This window comes from Streptomyces sp. x-80, from assembly GCF_046549095.1.
GTDB classification, from domain to species: Bacteria; Actinomycetota; Actinomycetes; order Streptomycetales; family Streptomycetaceae; genus Streptomyces; species Streptomyces celluloflavus.
Map to the genome: position 1 here is coordinate 23,887 of NZ_JAJPWM010000038.1, position 15,308 is coordinate 39,194.

Annotated in this window: 10 protein-coding genes, 1 pseudogene and 1 riboswitch; of the genes and pseudogenes, 3 read left to right on the forward strand and 8 right to left on the reverse strand. The window is 72.1% G+C overall.

The annotated features are described in order from the left end of the window. Position 1: 1 nt before the first annotated feature. From ACLJWH_RS39860 to ACLJWH_RS39880, 5 genes are read right to left on the reverse strand one after another with little or no spacing between them, the layout of a single operon-like run. The gene (locus tag ACLJWH_RS39860) at positions 2–1,939 is read right to left on the reverse strand and encodes a S9 family peptidase (RefSeq protein WP_411146717.1); all 1,938 of its coding nucleotides are present in this window, start codon (positions 1,937–1,939) and stop codon (positions 2–4) included. Then, on the reverse strand, positions 1,936–2,724 hold the full coding sequence (locus ACLJWH_RS39865) for an ABC transporter ATP-binding protein (RefSeq protein WP_411146718.1): 789 nt from the start codon (positions 2,722–2,724) through the stop codon (positions 1,936–1,938). The genes ACLJWH_RS39860 and ACLJWH_RS39865 overlap by 4 nt, the downstream gene beginning before the upstream one ends. Continuing rightward, complete coding sequence (locus ACLJWH_RS39870; protein ID WP_411146719.1) at positions 2,721–4,661, reverse strand: dipeptide/oligopeptide/nickel ABC transporter permease/ATP-binding protein; 1,941 nt, start codon at positions 4,659–4,661, stop codon at positions 2,721–2,723. The genes ACLJWH_RS39865 and ACLJWH_RS39870 overlap by 4 nt, the downstream gene beginning before the upstream one ends. 2 nt (positions 4,662–4,663) lie before the next feature. Continuing rightward, complete coding sequence (locus ACLJWH_RS39875) at positions 4,664–5,659, reverse strand: ABC transporter permease (protein ID WP_411146720.1); 996 nt, start codon at positions 5,657–5,659, stop codon at positions 4,664–4,666. Next, complete coding sequence (locus tag ACLJWH_RS39880; RefSeq protein ID WP_411146721.1) at positions 5,659–7,266, reverse strand: ABC transporter substrate-binding protein; 1,608 nt, start codon at positions 7,264–7,266, stop codon at positions 5,659–5,661. The genes ACLJWH_RS39875 and ACLJWH_RS39880 overlap by 1 nt, the downstream gene beginning before the upstream one ends. A 158-nt stretch (positions 7,267–7,424) precedes the next feature. Then, positions 7,425–7,596: riboswitch (TPP riboswitch) on the reverse strand. Between the two features lie 723 nt (positions 7,597–8,319). Here ACLJWH_RS39880 and ACLJWH_RS39885 point away from each other — a divergent pair. Next, positions 8,320–9,210 carry a D-alanyl-D-alanine carboxypeptidase family protein gene (locus ACLJWH_RS39885; RefSeq protein ID WP_411146722.1) on the forward strand — a complete coding sequence of 297 codons (891 nt, stop codon included), beginning with the start codon at positions 8,320–8,322 and terminating at the stop codon, positions 9,208–9,210. Between the two features lie 1,015 nt (positions 9,211–10,225). Here the strand turns inward: ACLJWH_RS39885 and ACLJWH_RS39890 are convergent. The 3 genes from ACLJWH_RS39890 to ACLJWH_RS39900 all read right to left on the reverse strand — a co-directional run bounded on the left by ACLJWH_RS39890 (position 10,226) and on the right by ACLJWH_RS39900 (position 13,071). Further along, the gene (locus ACLJWH_RS39890; protein WP_411146723.1) at positions 10,226–10,456 is read right to left on the reverse strand and encodes a hypothetical protein; all 231 of its coding nucleotides are present in this window, start codon (positions 10,454–10,456) and stop codon (positions 10,226–10,228) included. A gap of 424 nt (positions 10,457–10,880) precedes the next feature. Further along, positions 10,881–12,323 carry an MFS transporter gene (locus ACLJWH_RS39895; RefSeq protein ID WP_411146724.1) on the reverse strand — a complete coding sequence of 481 codons (1,443 nt, stop codon included), beginning with the start codon at positions 12,321–12,323 and terminating at the stop codon, positions 10,881–10,883. Between the two features lie 103 nt (positions 12,324–12,426). Further along, entirely contained in the window at positions 12,427–13,071 is a 645-nt protein-coding gene (locus ACLJWH_RS39900; protein ID WP_411146726.1) for a hypothetical protein, read from the reverse strand. A 30-nt stretch (positions 13,072–13,101) separates the two neighbouring features. Between ACLJWH_RS39900 and ACLJWH_RS39905 the strand changes: the two are divergent. Then, positions 13,102–13,845: pseudogene (locus ACLJWH_RS39905) on the forward strand (AMP-binding protein); the annotation flags it as partial. Further along, positions 13,842–14,540 (forward strand): LLM class flavin-dependent oxidoreductase, encoded by a 699-nt coding sequence (locus tag ACLJWH_RS39910; RefSeq protein ID WP_411146725.1) that lies wholly within the window; start codon positions 13,842–13,844, stop codon positions 14,538–14,540. The pseudogene ACLJWH_RS39905 and the gene ACLJWH_RS39910, both read left to right, overlap by 4 nt. The last annotated feature ends 768 nt before the right edge of the window (positions 14,541–15,308 follow it).

Genomic DNA, 15,308 nt, shown 5'->3' on the forward strand with positions numbered 1-15,308 from the left:
GTCAGTTCCCCTTCAGTGGAGTCCGGGTGGTGGTGTGTGCGGTGACCCAGTCGATGAGGCGCCGGGCGTAGTCCGCCCGGTGCGAGGGCCGGCCGTTGAGGATGAACAGGTGGGAGCCGCCCGGGTACAGCACCAGTCGGGCCGGTACGCCCCGGGAGCGCAGCGCGTGGAACCACTGCTCGGCCTGGCCGGCCGGGCAGGTGTCGTCCGCGGTGCCGTGCAGGATGAGCGTGGGCGCGCGCACTCCGTCCGCGTGGTGGAGCGGGGAGAGCTCCGTCAGCCGTTCCGGGGCGCCGATCTCGTGGACGGTGAGCGCCTGTCCCTCGTCGGAGGTCCCGGCCATGCTGGTCAGGTCGGTGACCACCCCGCCGGGTACGGCGGCGGCGAAGACCTCGCTGCGGGCGGAGAGCCAGCAGGTGAGGTAGCCGCCGTAGCTGTAGCCGGTGAGGGCGATCCGCGCCGGATCCACCAGCCCCTCGGCGACCAGGGTGGCGACCGGTTCGAGGACGTCGCGCTCGTCCGCCTCGCCCCAGGCCCCCACGGCGGCGGTGTAGAAGGACTCGCCGTAGCCGTCGCTGCCGCGGACGTTGGGCAGCAGGACCGTCCAGCCCCGGGAGACCAGCTCCTGGTGGTAGAGGTGGACCGGATCGGCCTGCGGTGCCCAGGCGTTGTGCGGGCCGCCGTGCACATCCACCAGCAGGGGGCCGCCCGCGGGCGCCTGCGGGTCGCGGATGATCAGGGCGTGCACCGCCGTGCCGTCCGCGATGGCGAACTGCCGCTCGGCGACCGGGTGGAGGGCGACGTCGGGCAGCGCCCGCGCCATGTGCGCGGTCAGCCGCTCGGGCGGCGGTCCGGGGGTGCCCGCGTCGAGGTCGAGCAGGGCGATCTCGCCGAAGCTCGCCGCGTCCGAGACCAGCAGCGCGGCCCGGCCGGCCGCGGCCGCGACCGAGCAGCCGCCGATGGCGGTGGTGGCGGGCAGCGGGAGTTCGGTGATCCCCGCGGCGGTCCGCCGGTAGAGGCGGGTGACGCCCCGGTCGCGGGCGCAGAACACGATGTCGTCGCCGTGGAACTGCGGCAGCGCGCCCGGGTAGCCGGGGCCGCCGGGCATGACGTTGCGGTCCAGGGCGGCGCTGAGCGGTTCCGGCGCGGATCCGTCGAGTGGCTGGCGCAGCAGCTCGAAGTGGCCGATACCGGTCGTCGTCCGGCCGACGGTCAGCAGCGCGGTCCCGTCGGGGAACCAGACCACCGCGCCGGTCCGTCCGGTGGCCGGGCCGATCCGGCGGGGCGCGGGCGCGCCGGCCGCGACGGCGACGACATACGCGGCCGAGGCCCCGGTCAGGTCCGCGTCGTCGCCGGCCGCGGACGGGTAGGCGAGTGCGGCGCCGTCGGGTGACCAGGCGGGCTGACCTGCGTGGTGGTCACCCGCCGTGAGCTGCCGGAGGTCGCCCGAGGACAGCTCCACCACGAACAGCCGGCTGCGCACCGGACCGAGCAGGCCGGTGCCGTCCGCCTTCCAGCCGAGCGTGTCGATGACCACCGGTTCCGTCTCGGGGCGCCGGGACGCGGGAGCCGAGAAGGCGATCCGCGAGCCGTCCGGGCTCCACACCGGCACCCCCGCCCCGGCCGGGCACCGGTCGGGCGTGGTCAGTGCCACGGGCTCGCCCGCCCCGGCGGGCAGCAGATACAGCTGGCCCGCCCGCAGGAACGCCAGCCGGGTGCCGTCCGGGGACCAGCGCGGCGCGGCGTCGTCGGGCCCGTGCGTGAGCCGCCGGGCCGGGCCGCCGTCCCCGCCCACCTCCCAGATCGCGCCGGCCGCACGGTCATGCGCGGCGTCCTGGGTGGTCAGGGTGTAGGCGATGCGGGTGCCGTCGGGGGAGAGCGCGGGATCGCCGGGTATCTCGAACCGGTAGATGTCGTCGATCGTCAGCGGTCTGGTCATGGCACGTCCTCGGTCGGGGCAAGGGTGGGTACGCAGGAGAGCAGCGTGCGGGTCGTGGGGTGGACCGGCCGCCGCAGCACCCGGTCGGTGGGGCCGCATTCGACGAGGCGGCCGCCGTCCAGCACAGCGACCTGGTCGGACAGATAGCGGACGACCGCGAGGTTGTGGGAGATGAAGAGCATCGCGAAGCCCAGTTCGCGCTGGAGCCGGCGGAGCAGATTGAGCACCGCGCCCTGGACGGAGACGTCCAGCGCCGAGGTGATCTCGTCGGCGATCAGCACGGCGGGCCGGGCGGCCAGGGCCCGCGCCAGGGCCACCCGCTGGCGCTGGCCGCCGGAGAGCGCGTCCGGGGTCAGCGCCGCCCGTGCGGGGTCGATCCCGACCAGTTCCAGGCAGCGCGCCACCTCCGCGTCCCGTGCGGCGCGCCGGGCGCGGGCCGGGGCGCCGCGGAACGGCCGGGGGCGGGGCGCCGCCGGGCCGGGCAGCGCCTCGGCGACCGATGCGCCGATGGTCATGCGGGGGTCGAGCGAGGCGTACGGGTTCTGGAACACCAGCTGTACGGGGCCGCGGCCGCGCCGCCGGTCCGTCTCGCGGCCGGCCACCAGTACGCGGCCGGCGGTCCGCGGGGCCAGCCCGACCACGGCCTTGCCGAGGGTCGACTTGCCGGAGCCCGACCCGCCCACCAGGCCGGTCACCGTGCCCTCCGGCACCAGCAGATCGACGTCGTGCACGGCGGTGAAGCGGCCGTAGCGCACGGTGACCCCGCGCAGCTCCAGTGAGCTCATGACGCCGCCTCCCCTTCCGGTGACGTGGTGGCGGTGGCCGCACCCGCCGTGCTGCCCACCGGGTACCAGCAGGCGACCCGGCGGCCGGTGCCGAAGCCGGCCAGTTCGGGGGCGGCGGCGTGGCAGCGTTCCCGGGCCCGGTCGCAGCGCGGCGCGAAGGAGCAGCCGCCGCCGTCCTCGCCCGGTTCCGGCGGGCGGCCCGGGATGGTCGCGAGGGGCGTGCCGGGGTCCGTGGTCATCGTCGGGACCGCGCCCACCAGCGCCCGGGTGTACGGGTGGGCCGCGCCGCGGGCCAGTTCCGTGACCGGGAGGTCCTCGACGATCAGCCCCGCGTACATCACCAGGACCCGCTCGCAGACCTGGGCGACGACGGCGAGGTCATGGGAGATCAGCAGCAGCGCCGCGCCGGAGTCCGCGCGTACCTCGGCGAGCAGGTCGAGCACCTGCTGCTGCACCGCCACGTCGAGTGCCGTGGTCGGCTCGTCGGCGATGATCAGTTTCGGCTGCCCCATCAGCCCCATCGCGATGACGGCGCGCTGCCGCATCCCGCCGGAGTACTCGTGCGGCCGCTGCCGGGCCCGGCGTTCGGGCGCGGGGATGCGGACGGCGCCGAGCCGGTCGGCGGCGCGTGCCGCGGCCTGTGCGCGGGTCGCGCCCAGGTGGACCTCGGCCACCTCGGCGAGCTGGCGGCCCACTCGCAGGGCCGGGTTCAGTGCGGCCATCGGGTCCTGGAAGACCATCGCCAAGGAGGTGCCGAGCCGCGGGTCCGCCCGCAGATCGTGCCCGTCGAAGCGGAGCGTGCGGGCGCCGGTCCGGCCCGGGTGGGGGACGAGATCCGCCAGCGCCAGCGCGCTCAGGCTCTTCCCGGAACCGGACTCGCCGACCAGGCCGACGGCCTCGCCCGCGCCGATGCCCAGTGAGATCCCGCGGACGGCGTGCCGGCCGCCGGGGAAGGTCACCCGCAGATCGCGGACCTGGACCAGGGACCCGTCGGCGGCGTCCGGGGCCGCTTCCCGGGCGGGGGTCACCGGCCCTCGCGGCGCCGCCGGCCGCTGCTGTGCCACCCGCCGGCCGCCGGCCTGCGCGAGTGCCTCGCCGACCAGGCCGAACAGCAGCCCCGTCAGCACCACGGCCAGGCCGGGCGCGAGTGCCGCGACCGGGTTCACATAGATCCGGTTCAGCTGCTCGTTGAGCAGCCGCCCCCAGTCGTACTGCGGTGACTGCACGCCGAGCCCCAGGAACGAGAGCCCCGAGAAGGCGACCAGGATGCCGCCGGCCGCCTGGGTGGCGTACAGCACCGACGGTTCGGCGATGTTGGGCAGCAGATGCCGGACGACCAGCCGGCACCGGCCGACACCGAGTATCCGCGCCGCCGCGACATAGTCGGCGCCGGCCACCGACGCCGTCAGGTTCTGCACCAGCCGCGCCGTCGGCGGGACCATCGCCAGCCCGACGGCCCAGACCGCGCCGGTGCTCCCCACGCCGAAGACCGTGGCGAGGAAGAGCAGGAACAGCAGCCCGGGGAAGGCCACCAGCACCCCGACCGTCGCGGTGATCAGCCGGCCGGCCCGGCGGCCCAGCACCGCCGGTGCGACGCCGAGCAGCAGCCCGCCGACGGTCCCGATCGCGGTGGCCAGCAGGGTGAGTTCCAGCGTCAGCCGGGTCGCCACCACCACCCGGGCGGCGATGTCGCGGCCGAGGTTGTCGGTGCCGAGCAGATGGGCGGCGCTGCTGCTCCGGTTGATCGCGTCGGTGTCGATCTGGGCGGCCCGGGTACCGAGCAGGACCGGTCCGAGCACCGCGACCAGCGCCACCAGCAGGCAGCCGGCCAGGGCGGTGACGCCGACCGGTGTCCACAGCGTGCGCGCCGGCCGGTGCCGTGGCGCGGTGCCCGCTTCCTGGGGCCGCGCTTCCGGGGACCTCGTTTCCTGGGACATCGTCAACTCCCGCGGACGGTGGACTGGGGGTCGGCGACGGCCACGGCCACGTCGACGGCGAAGGTGATCAGCAGCGCGGCCGTCCCGTAGACCAGCACCACGCCCTGGACCAGCGGATAGTCCTTCTCGGTGATCGCCTGCACGATGGTGGTGCCGAGTCCGGGCCAGGCGAAGACGTGCTCGACCAGCACCGTGCCGGCCAGCAGCGAGCTGAACAGCAGTCCGCCGAGGGTGAGCGAGGAGGTCAGCAGATTGGGCAGCGCGTGCCGCAGATAGCGCAGCCGGGCCGGCAGCCGCTTCGCCCGCGCGGTGCGCATGTAGTCCTCGCCGAGCACCCGCAGGGTCTCCACCCGGACGATGCGCGACAGTGTCGCCGCCGGGACGACGGTGAGGGCCAGCACCGGCAGGACGTAGGAGGCCGGGCCGCTCTGCGAGGCCACCGGGAAGACGGGCAGCGCCACGGCGAACGCCGCGACCAGGCCGACCGCCAGCAGGAACTCGGGCACCGCGCCCAGGATGCCGGTGACGGTGGTGAACGCCAGCTCGCCGCGGCGCCGGCGGCCGTCCTTGGTCAGCACGGCCGCCGTCATCCCGACCGGGATCGCGAGCAGCAGGATCAGCCAGAAGGCGGGGACGGCGATCTCCAGGGTCGCCGGCAGGCGGGTCGCGATGATCTGGGAGACCGGCATCTGGGCGCCGATGGAGTCGCCGAGCCGGCCCTGGAGGAGATGGCCGACGAAATCGCCGTACTGGTGCAGCAGCGGCTGGTCCAGGCCGAGCGCGTGTCGGCGGGCGGCGACCAGACCCGGATCGGCGGTGGTGCCGAGCGCCGCCCGTACGGGGTCGCCGGGGATCAGGTGGATCATCGCGAACGCGGCCGTGACCAGCGCGGCCAGCGACACCACCAGCCGCCCGGTGCGGCGCAGCGCGAATCCGCACCAGGGGCTGCGGACCGCCGCCCGCAGCAGGCGCAGGGGGCGCGGAGCGGCGGCGGCCATCAGTCCGCGCTCCGCCGCAGCGAGGTGGGGACGATGCCGCCGCCGTCCACCCGGAAGGTGACGCCCTTTCCGTAGTACCGGACCGACCTGTTGACGAACGGCACCACGTCGGCCCGTTTGACCAGGGCGGCGTCGGCGGCGTTCCACAGGGCGCAGCCCGAGGTGCCCGGCCGGGCCGCGGCCTGTGCGGCGAGGCGGCGGTAGTCGGGGTTGTCGACGGCGCCGAAGTTGTTGCCGCGCGGCGGTGGCGGCCCGTCGTAGAACTGGGTGAGCTGGTCGGGGAGGTTGACCGCGATGGGGGCCCAGGCCGCCTCCCAGTCGCCGCCGCTGAGGGTGCTGACCGTACTGGCGGAGTCCGTGGGCCGGGCCGAGGCGCTCACCCCGAAGGAGGTCCACCGCTGGACGGCCAGTTCGATCGCCGCGGCGACCTGCGGCCCCTGCGTGCTCGGGTAGCTGAGCCGGACGGTGAGCGGACGGCCGTCCTTGGTCCAGGTGCCGTCGCGCTTCGCCCAGCCGGCGGCCGTGAGGGCGGCCGCGGCCTGCGCGGTGTCATGGGCGGGGAGGTTCCCGGTCACCGAGTCGCCGGTGCAGGGGGTGGGGCTGGTCTCGCCGATGCTGGTGGCGGGCTTGCCGGTGCCGCCGATGGCGACGTTCCCGAGCTGCTTCAGATCCAGTACGGCGACCAGCGCCTTGCGTACCGCCGTCTCCGCGGTCGGACGGCCGGCGGCCTCGTTGAACAGGAACTGCCCGAACAGCATCTCGATGCTCCGGCTCGGCACCTTGGCCGCGTCCAGCCGCTCCTGGTCGGCACCGTTGACCGCGGTCAGATTGATCTGCCCGGCCATCAGGAGATTGGCCGCGGTGGACTCGTCGGCGACCACCTTGAAGAGCAGCTTGCCGGGGAGGTCCGCTCCGTCGGCTCCCCCGGGACCCCAGGAGTAGCCGTCCCGTTTGACATAGGTGTAGTGGTCGCCCGGCACCGCCTCGGTCAGCCGGTAGGGCCCGCTGCCGTTGGTGGCCTTGGCCAGCGCGGCCGGCTTCGCCAGGCTCTCCTCGCAGACCAGCGGCAGCAGCTGGGTCATCTGCACGAGGAACGGCGCGGGCTTCGTCGTGGTGACGGTGACCGTCCGGGCCGCCTCGTCGGCCTTCGCCACGGCGGTGGCGGGGACGGAGATGCCGCGCATCGGTGACTGGTTCCGCGGATCGGCGATGTGGTTGTACTCGGCGGCCACATCGGTCGCGGTGAGCGCCGAACCGTCCTGGCAGGTCACCCCGGAACGGAGGGTGAACCGCGCGCTGTGGGACGTGCTCGACCATTTCTCGGCCACCCCGGGGATCAGCGAACCGTCGGCGCCGAGGTGCACGAGCGTGTCGTAGGCGAAGGCGTTCATCGCCAGTGCGGTACTGGCCAGCGCCGTGGTGGGACTGAGACTGCCCGGATCGGCGGCGATGGCCACGACCACCGTCGCCGCGCCACCGGCGGCCGCCTGACCGCCGCCGCAACCGGCCACGGCGGCGACCAGGCCGAGCGCCGTGGCCACGGCGAGCGCCGGCCGTGCCGCGCCCGCTCGCGACCGTCTCGTCTCCGTGCCTCCGGTGCTGGGCATGGTCACCTCCGAGGGAGCGGCACACCGCCGCCGGGTGAGGGAACCCTAGGCAGCGGTGGAACGGCCCCGAGTGGTCGTGGCACACAAAAAACTGCCCCGTCCTCGGTGCGCCGCACCGAAGACGAGGGCAGTTGTCCAGATCGCTGCCGAACAGCACAAAACCTGCGAGGTGGGCTTCCTTCGACGGCATTGTCCGTATCAGGTGGTGGAGGTCGCCATCCGGTCTCCCCGACCTTCTGGCCTCTCAGCCCAGTCTCCGTTCGTGTTCAAGGGGACCGCTGCCCCCTGGTGCGAACACGCCGCTCCGACTGAGCTCCCTCGCTCGCCCCGCAGGCTGCTACTTACGCTACTCCCGAGCACGCCCGAGGAAAAGACCTTATTGTCCCTTTTTTCGCGCATTTTTTCTCGCATAGACCGGCCACTCAGCGCGACCGCGTGACGACGGAATGCGTACCGCCCGGCGTCTCGACGCCCGCGCCGGTAGCGACGCTCACCGCCTCGATCAACTCCGCCTCGGCCGGCCCCGCACCGCACGGCCGGGAACGCGAGTCCTCCACCACGAGCCCTCCGCGCTTCCGCCGCCGCCCGCCAGCGGGACCGCGCCGCGCAGCCGTCCGGCCTTCCGGGCAACTCCCGCCCGTAGCGGGGAAGACAGGCGCATCGCCGGCCCGCCGGGGCGGTCGGGGCACAGGACGAAGGCCGCCGCGGGACCGCCCGAGGGCCGCCCCGCGCGATCGAGCATCTCCCGTGCACCACGGGGCAGTTCCGGCATACCGCCCGCTTCGCCCTCGCTCCCGCACCGCGCGGGGAACTCGGCGCGGGGAACTCGGCGCCCTCGCTCCCCGGGCCTCGCCCGGGGCGGCCGCCACCACGGGCACTGACCGACCCACCGAGCACCCGTTCGGCCAAGCCGCCACGTTCACCGGTTCAGATGAAAATACGGCCCCGGGTGTACATCCGCGGGCCCGTCTTATATGTCTCATGAGCAAGCGGCACTCTCATGTCCCCGCACTCTCATGTCCCCGCACAGCAAGGGTATTTGGAGTATTCATCTTGAAAATCGGCATTACGGGCATCCGCCGTGCATCCGCGGTCGTCGTCACCGCGGGAGCCGTCCTGACGGCGGGGGCGTTCACCGCTCCGGCGCAGGCCGCCGCACCGAAGGCCCCTGCGATCGAAGCCAAGGGCGGCTTCGTGATGAACAACGGCACCGGGAAAGCCCTCTTCACCAAGGCCGCGGACACCCGTCGTTCCACCGGCTCCACCACCAAGATCATGACGGCCCGGGTGGTGCTCGCGCAGAAGAACCTCAAGCTGGATTCCAAGGTCACGATCCAGAAGGCGTACAGCGACTACATCGTCTCGAAGACCGCGTCGTCGGCCCACCTGATCGTCGGCGACAAGGTCACCGTCCGCCAACTGCTGTACGGGCTGATGCTCCCGTCCGGCTGCGACGCCGCGTACGCGCTGGCCGACCACTTCGGCACCGGGTCCACGCGCGCCGCGCGCGTGAAGTCGTTCATCGGCAAGATGAACTCCACCGCCAAGAGCCTCGGCCTGAAGAACACGCACTTCGACTCGTTCGACGGCATCGGCCACGGCACGAACTACTCGACGCCGCGTGACCTGACGAAGCTCGCCAGCAGCGCGATGCGGTACGCCACGTTCCGTGCGGTCGTGAAGACGAAGTCGACCAAGCAGAAGGTCACGACGAGGAACGGCGGCTACCGCTACATGTCGTGGACCAACACCGACACGCTGCTGGGCGGTTACCCGGGCGCCATCGGCGTCAAGACCGGCTCCGGCCCGCAGGCCAAGTACTGCCTGGTCTTCGCCGCCACCCGGCGCGGCAAGACCGTCATCGGCACCGTCCTCACCGCCTCCACGGTGGCCCACCGCACGGCGGACGCGAAAAAGCTGATGGACTACGGCTTCAAGAAGTAGCCCGGTCCGCCACCCGCGGGGGCCCGCTCACGACCGTTCGGTCGCGGGCGGGCCCCTTCGCCGAGCGCCGGGGCCAAGGGGCGTGCACAGGCGAGGAATCCGCACTCGGTGAAGTGATCCTCGACGGCATGACATGCCAGGCCCCGCCCTGGCCCGGCTTTTCCTGTGAACCCTCACACCTGGAGCCGCCGCGCTCTCCGGAGCCTCCCCTCAGAGGCCACCGGCGAAGGCCACTGCGATGTAGCAGAGAGGGAACGCCACAAGCAGGATGTCGCTGACATAGAGGGTGTGAGAACGGCGTGCAGCTACGGTGAGGTTTGCGGTGACTTCGCGCGATTGCGCCCAGTCCAGGATTTCCCTCCTCGCTCGCCTTCCCGACCTCCTGCCTATGAGGCTTGGCGAGAATGACCAAACCCATTGCTCTCCGTCATCCACATGCAGCACGACGCCCCCGCGGTGCAAGGAAACCCTATGGATACCGGCGCATGTGACCGTCTGCGAATCAACAACTCCAACGTTCTCCAGCGTGCCGTCATCCCGCAAGATCAGTCGCGGATGCAGACAGGCTCTCGCACATACCCCGCAGAAGGTGGCTGTCAACGAGAGCACAAATGCTTGGGCCGGCACTCCCTGATCCGGAGTTCCGAGCCCCATCAGAACAAGGAGCGGCACAAAGAAAGCCATCGCCAACCAGGCCGCGACCACGGTACCGGCCCTGCGGAGGTGCCTCTCTCCTGAGGAGCGGCGTGCGACGATAATTCCACCACCGGCCCTTTTGGCCGACCTTGACTGGGGTTTCATAGGAAGTACCCGGCTTTCGAATTCAGGCAGGAGCTCGAACCGCAAGCGGCGTCGGTGTTGACGGCATTGCCGAGACAGGCGGCGGCAGTCGGAACCCGGTTCATATTCGGCAACTTCATCCAGCCGAGTTCCTTCTTTCCGATTTACGGGCGGCACTCCATGGCAGGAACGCTGGCACTTCCGATGGCGAGCTCCCCCTCCTCTGCCCACCTTTTCAAAGAACCATGGAAACCCCTCCCACGACATGGAAGACACCCACAAGCACGCCCCCGCCGCCAACCATCCGAAGCACCCCGGGCCCGCCTGAACCTGTCCAGAAGGTTTGCGAAAAGAATTCAAAAAGCCGGTCGGTTGCTCCCTTGAAGTTCACGACCAGCGTCAGGCCGGCAATAATTGCGACCGTTCCTGTAAAAATGAGAAACAAATCCTCACCCCCTCCCATCATCGCGTAAAGTCCGTCCGCAAGGAAGAGTGTGCGATGCCTTCGACCGGAAACAGGACCGGGGCCGGGAGCACCCCGGTGTTACCTCCGGATTTGTAGGCGGAGCCGGCAACTTGGTGCCGGGGCTCTTTTCTACGATTGCCGACCACGTCGTAGGCGTAGCAGCGCCAGGAGCGTTCCGGACCACCCACGGTGCCGGGCGACGGCGCGGTGGTGTGGTCCTTTCGGTGCCCGCTGTCCTTCGTCGGCGGGTGGTTACCTGATGGCCGGCGGGTTGAGGGGAGAGCCGACTGCGCGGGTGAACTTCAGCGGGGAGCCGGCGTGGCGGAACTCGTAGGCCCCGTCCGCTCCCTCGCGCTCGCCGCCCTTCCCCCCCCGGCACCCTCACCCGCGTGACGAAATCGCAGGCCGACCGCGGACACCTGGCTCAGGACTCCGCGGCCTGAGCGTGGGCCGCCGGTGATTTCTGGGCGGCCAGGAAGATCGTGGCCAGGGTGAGGGCGGCGGCCAGCCAGGTGATGGTGTGGAACGCCTCGGTCAGTGCCTGGGCCGTTTCCGGGGAATCACCCGCTTTCAGCGGGGACGACGACGTGCCCGGGGGGAGAAACAGCCGGTAGGCCACGGTGGTGACCGTGCCGAAGACGGCGATTCCCAGGCCGGCGCCGGCCTCGTAGGCGACGGACTCGATGCCCGCCGCCGCGCCCGCCTGGGAGGAGGGCGCGGTGGCCATGATCAGGTTCGAGGCGACCATCTGGACCAGGCCGTGGCCGAACCCGATCAGGGCCAGGCCGAGCGGGACCACCGTGCCGGACGCGACCAGGACGTACCCGGCCACCGCGAGCAGCAGACCGGCGGGCACGCCCGCACCCGGTCGTCCCAGCCGGGAGAGGATCAGTCCGCCCGCCGGCCCCGCCACCGTCGCGGCCACCGGCATCGGGATCAGGTACAGCGCGGCGGCCTCCGCCGACAGTCCCTCGGCGAACTGGAGGTACTGCACCAGTTGAAGTTCGAAGCCGACCATCACCAGCACCGGCAGCACCGAGGCCACCACCCCGGCACGCAGCGGGGGCAGCCGGAACAGGGACAGGTCCAGCATCGGGTGCGTCATACGCTGCTGCCGCCGGACGAACAGGACCAGTGCGGTCAGGCCCAGCGCGGCCGGCAGTACCACCTCCAGCGGTGCGACGTCGTCGTGGGTGAAGGCGATGATGGCGTAGGCGCTGCTCAGGAACCCCACGATCGACAGGAGTGGCGAGGTGGCTTCCCAGGGCTGCCGTTCGGACTCGGCCTCGTTGCGCAGCAGCAGCGCCACGGCGGGGACGGCCAGCACCACGACCGGCAGGTTGACCAGGAAGATCGAGCCCCACCAGAAATGCTGGAGCAGGAAGCCGCCCGCCACCGGTCCCAGCGCCGACGCCCCGGCGGCGACCGCGCTCCACGCCCCGATGGCCACCGCGTGGTCGCGGCCGTCGCCGAAGATCTGCCGGATGAGCGCCAGCGTGGCCGGGATGATCATCGACGCACCGACGGCCAGCACCGCCCGCGCGCCGATCAGGGCCTGCGGTCCCGGTGCCGTCGCACACAGCACCGAGGCCGCACCGAAGACCGCCAGCCCGGCCAGCAGCAGCCGTTTGTGTCCGATCCGGTCGCCCAACGGCCCGCTGACCAGCACCAGTCCGACCATCAGGAGGGAGTACACGTCCACTGTCCACAGCAGTTCGGTCGGGGACGCGTGCAGTTCGTCGGCGAGGGTCGGGACGGTGATGGTGAGGATGGTGACGTCCATGGCGGCAGGCAGGAAGCACCACAGCACCACGGTCAGTACCAACCAGCGCCGGGCCGCCCCGACCACGGGCAGCGTGCTGGTCACCGGCCGAGGTCCGGAGCCGCCCTGGCTCCGACGATCAGTTCGTGCAACTCGGCCAGGCTCGGGGCGTAGAACATGCAGCTCAGTCTCCCAGTTCCCAGGCCTGTCAGCTCGGTCGGAACCACTCCCCGGCCGGAACCACACCCCGGTCGGCGTGCCGGGGTGAGGCCACCAACCGTCCGAACAGGCGCAGCACTTCCGGCAGTTCCAGCCCGGCCGGAAGGCCGTAGAAGTCGTAGTTGCCGACCGCGTGGGTGTCGAGGTAGCCGGGGCCGATGAGGTGGGCGCCGAATTCGTGCACATGACTCGACCCGGTGCGACGGGCGTTGAGGTCGTGCATATGGACGACGCCGTCGCGGGCGATGGCGTCGATGCCGAAGCGCCCGCGGTAGCCGCGCCGTTGCATCTCCCCGGCCAGCCGGAGTCCGCCCTCGGTCAGCGGGCGGTACCACCACTCGTCGCGCAGTTCCCGCGCGGTGACGTTGCCGCGCAGGTGGGTGGCGCCCTCGAACAGCGTGTCGGTCGGGCAGCAGAGGTGGGGCGGGGCGTCCTCGGGCACCATGTACTCCACGGACGGGAAGGTGATGTCGCCGTCGAGGAACTCCTCGACCACCACCGGCTCCTCACCGCAGAACGCGCTCGCGGCCAGGCGTTCGGCGATGTCGTCGGCGCCGGGCCGGAAGATCAGCAGGCCGAGGCTCGCCTCCCCGCGGTCCGCCTTGACGATGCACGGCGTGCCCGTCGCCAGCATGCTCCGCACCGCAACGGACCGCCGTTCTCGCCGGCCGCGTACCGCGACACGGTCGCCGCGCGCGGGATCACCCACTCGGCGGTGACACCGACGATCGCCCGCCGGCTGCTGGCCGACCCAGGGCACCTGCCACGTGGGCTGCGGGCGCTGGCGGTCGGCGGGGACCGGCTCACGCCCGCGGAGGTGGCGGACCTGCTGGCCGCGCGGCCGTCCGCGGAGCTGTACCTGACCTACGGGCTCACCGAGGCCGGGCCCCGCGTGTCGACACCGGCCGCGCACGCCGAACCCGCGCACCGGTACGGCTCGGTCGGCCGCCCGCTGCCCGGGGCGCGCGCGTCGCTGCGCGAGGTACGGGACGAGGTGGGCGAGCTGCTGGTCGAATCCGGCACCGTACTGCCGCGACGGGTCGGGCAGCACAGCGAGCGAGTCCTGCTGGGACCGCGGACCATCGCCACCGGGGACGCCTTCTCGATCGACGACGGCTATCTGACCTTCCACGGACGGCTGTCGGACTTCGTGGTGCTGCGCGGCGAGAAGGTCTCCCTGAACACCGTCCAGCAGGCCGCACACGCCATCCCGGGGGTGGTGCACTGCGTGCCCAAGGTGGTGGACGAGGGCGGCACGCAAGTGCTCGACGTCCATCTGTCGGTCACCGACTCCCTCCCCGGCGGGGAGAAAGCGGTACGCCGCCTCCTCAACTCCCAGCTGCTGCCCGCCGAACGCCCGCGCGCGGTCTTCATCTCCGCCGCCGACCCGGAGACCTTCCGCAAATGACCCTCCGCCTCGACTGGACCGTTCCGACGACCCTCACACCCGCCGGACTCAGCGAGTTCGCGGTCACCGCGGAGAACCTCGGGTACCACCACCTGTCCGTCCCGGAACACCTGGTGTCCAGCGCCCCCGCCTACGAGAGCCTGACGCTGGTGGCGTTCCTGGCCGCGGTCACCACCCGCATCGAGCTGGCCACCGCGATGACGATCCTGCCGCACCGCCCGGTGGTGCTCGCCGCCAAGCAGGCAGCGCAACTGGCCCACCTCAGCGGCGGCGAGCGTGCTCCGGCATCCGCGGACAGCCTGCTACGGGGGCGAGTTTGGCCGTGCTGGCTGGGCGTCGCCGTCGGATCCGATCCCGCCGAGTCCACCGCCCTCGGCGTCGCCCCGGGCGCCCGCACGGCACTGTTCGAGGAACAGATCCACGCACTGCGCCTGCTGTGGACGCGGCCGCAAGCGGATTTCGCCAGCGCGCACCTCGCGTTCTCCGGCGTCACCCTCACCCCCCGGCCGCGCCCGATCCCCCTCTGGCTGGGCGGCGGCACCCCGCGCACCGGAGGCAGACCGCGCTCACTGCACCGGATCGCCACCCTCGCCGACGGCTTCACCATGTCCGGCCTGCTCGCCAACCGGGTCAACCGCGGCGGCGCACTCATCGCCGAACTGCACACGGCGGTAACCGAAGCCGGCCGCGACTGAACCACCTTCGGCATCGAAGCCCGCCTCCACCCCACCCCCGGCCAACCGGCCGCCTGACGCTCCCTCGCCTACGCCTGGCACGCCGCCGGCGCCACCCACCTCACCGTCACCACCGACGACATCGCCCTGCTGGCCCCGGTACATGCGGCGCTGACCGGATAGCGCGACCCCCGGCCCTTCCCTCGGCGCCGGCGGCAACTCCGGACTCTTCGGCATCGTCGCCACCCTCACCCGGCCACGGGGCGCCACCGCCCACTCCGGGAGCGGAACACCCCCTCCACCGGGACGAGTTCTCCACGGCGCCTCGCTCCGAATGCGAAGCCCCTCGGCCGACACCGCGCGGTGTCCCTCCGGGCGATCGGTGGATTCCCACCGAGACCCTGGGCCGGACGGCGATGCTTGGCGTGGTCGCAGCCGCGGTAGCCGTCCACCGCCGCCCGGGAGACGCCCAGCGCTTCCGCGCCGCGAGTCGGCGGCATGCAAGCCCTGCTACTTCGGCGACCGGGTGGCCGTCGCGGACCGTCACGAGTACCCCGCATGCCTGAAATCGCTCTTCGCGCCGGACGACCCGGTCATGATGCGGTGGAGCCGGGCCCAGACGTTCCGCACCCGTAGAGCCGGCGCAGGTGACCGGCACATGAAAGGGCCACACGGGCCGGGAACGCAGAAAGGCCCCGCACCATAAGGTGCGGGGCCTTCCCACAATGATTGTTCGGCGGCGTCCTACTCTCCCACAGAGTCCCCTCTGCAGTACCATCGGCGCTGAAA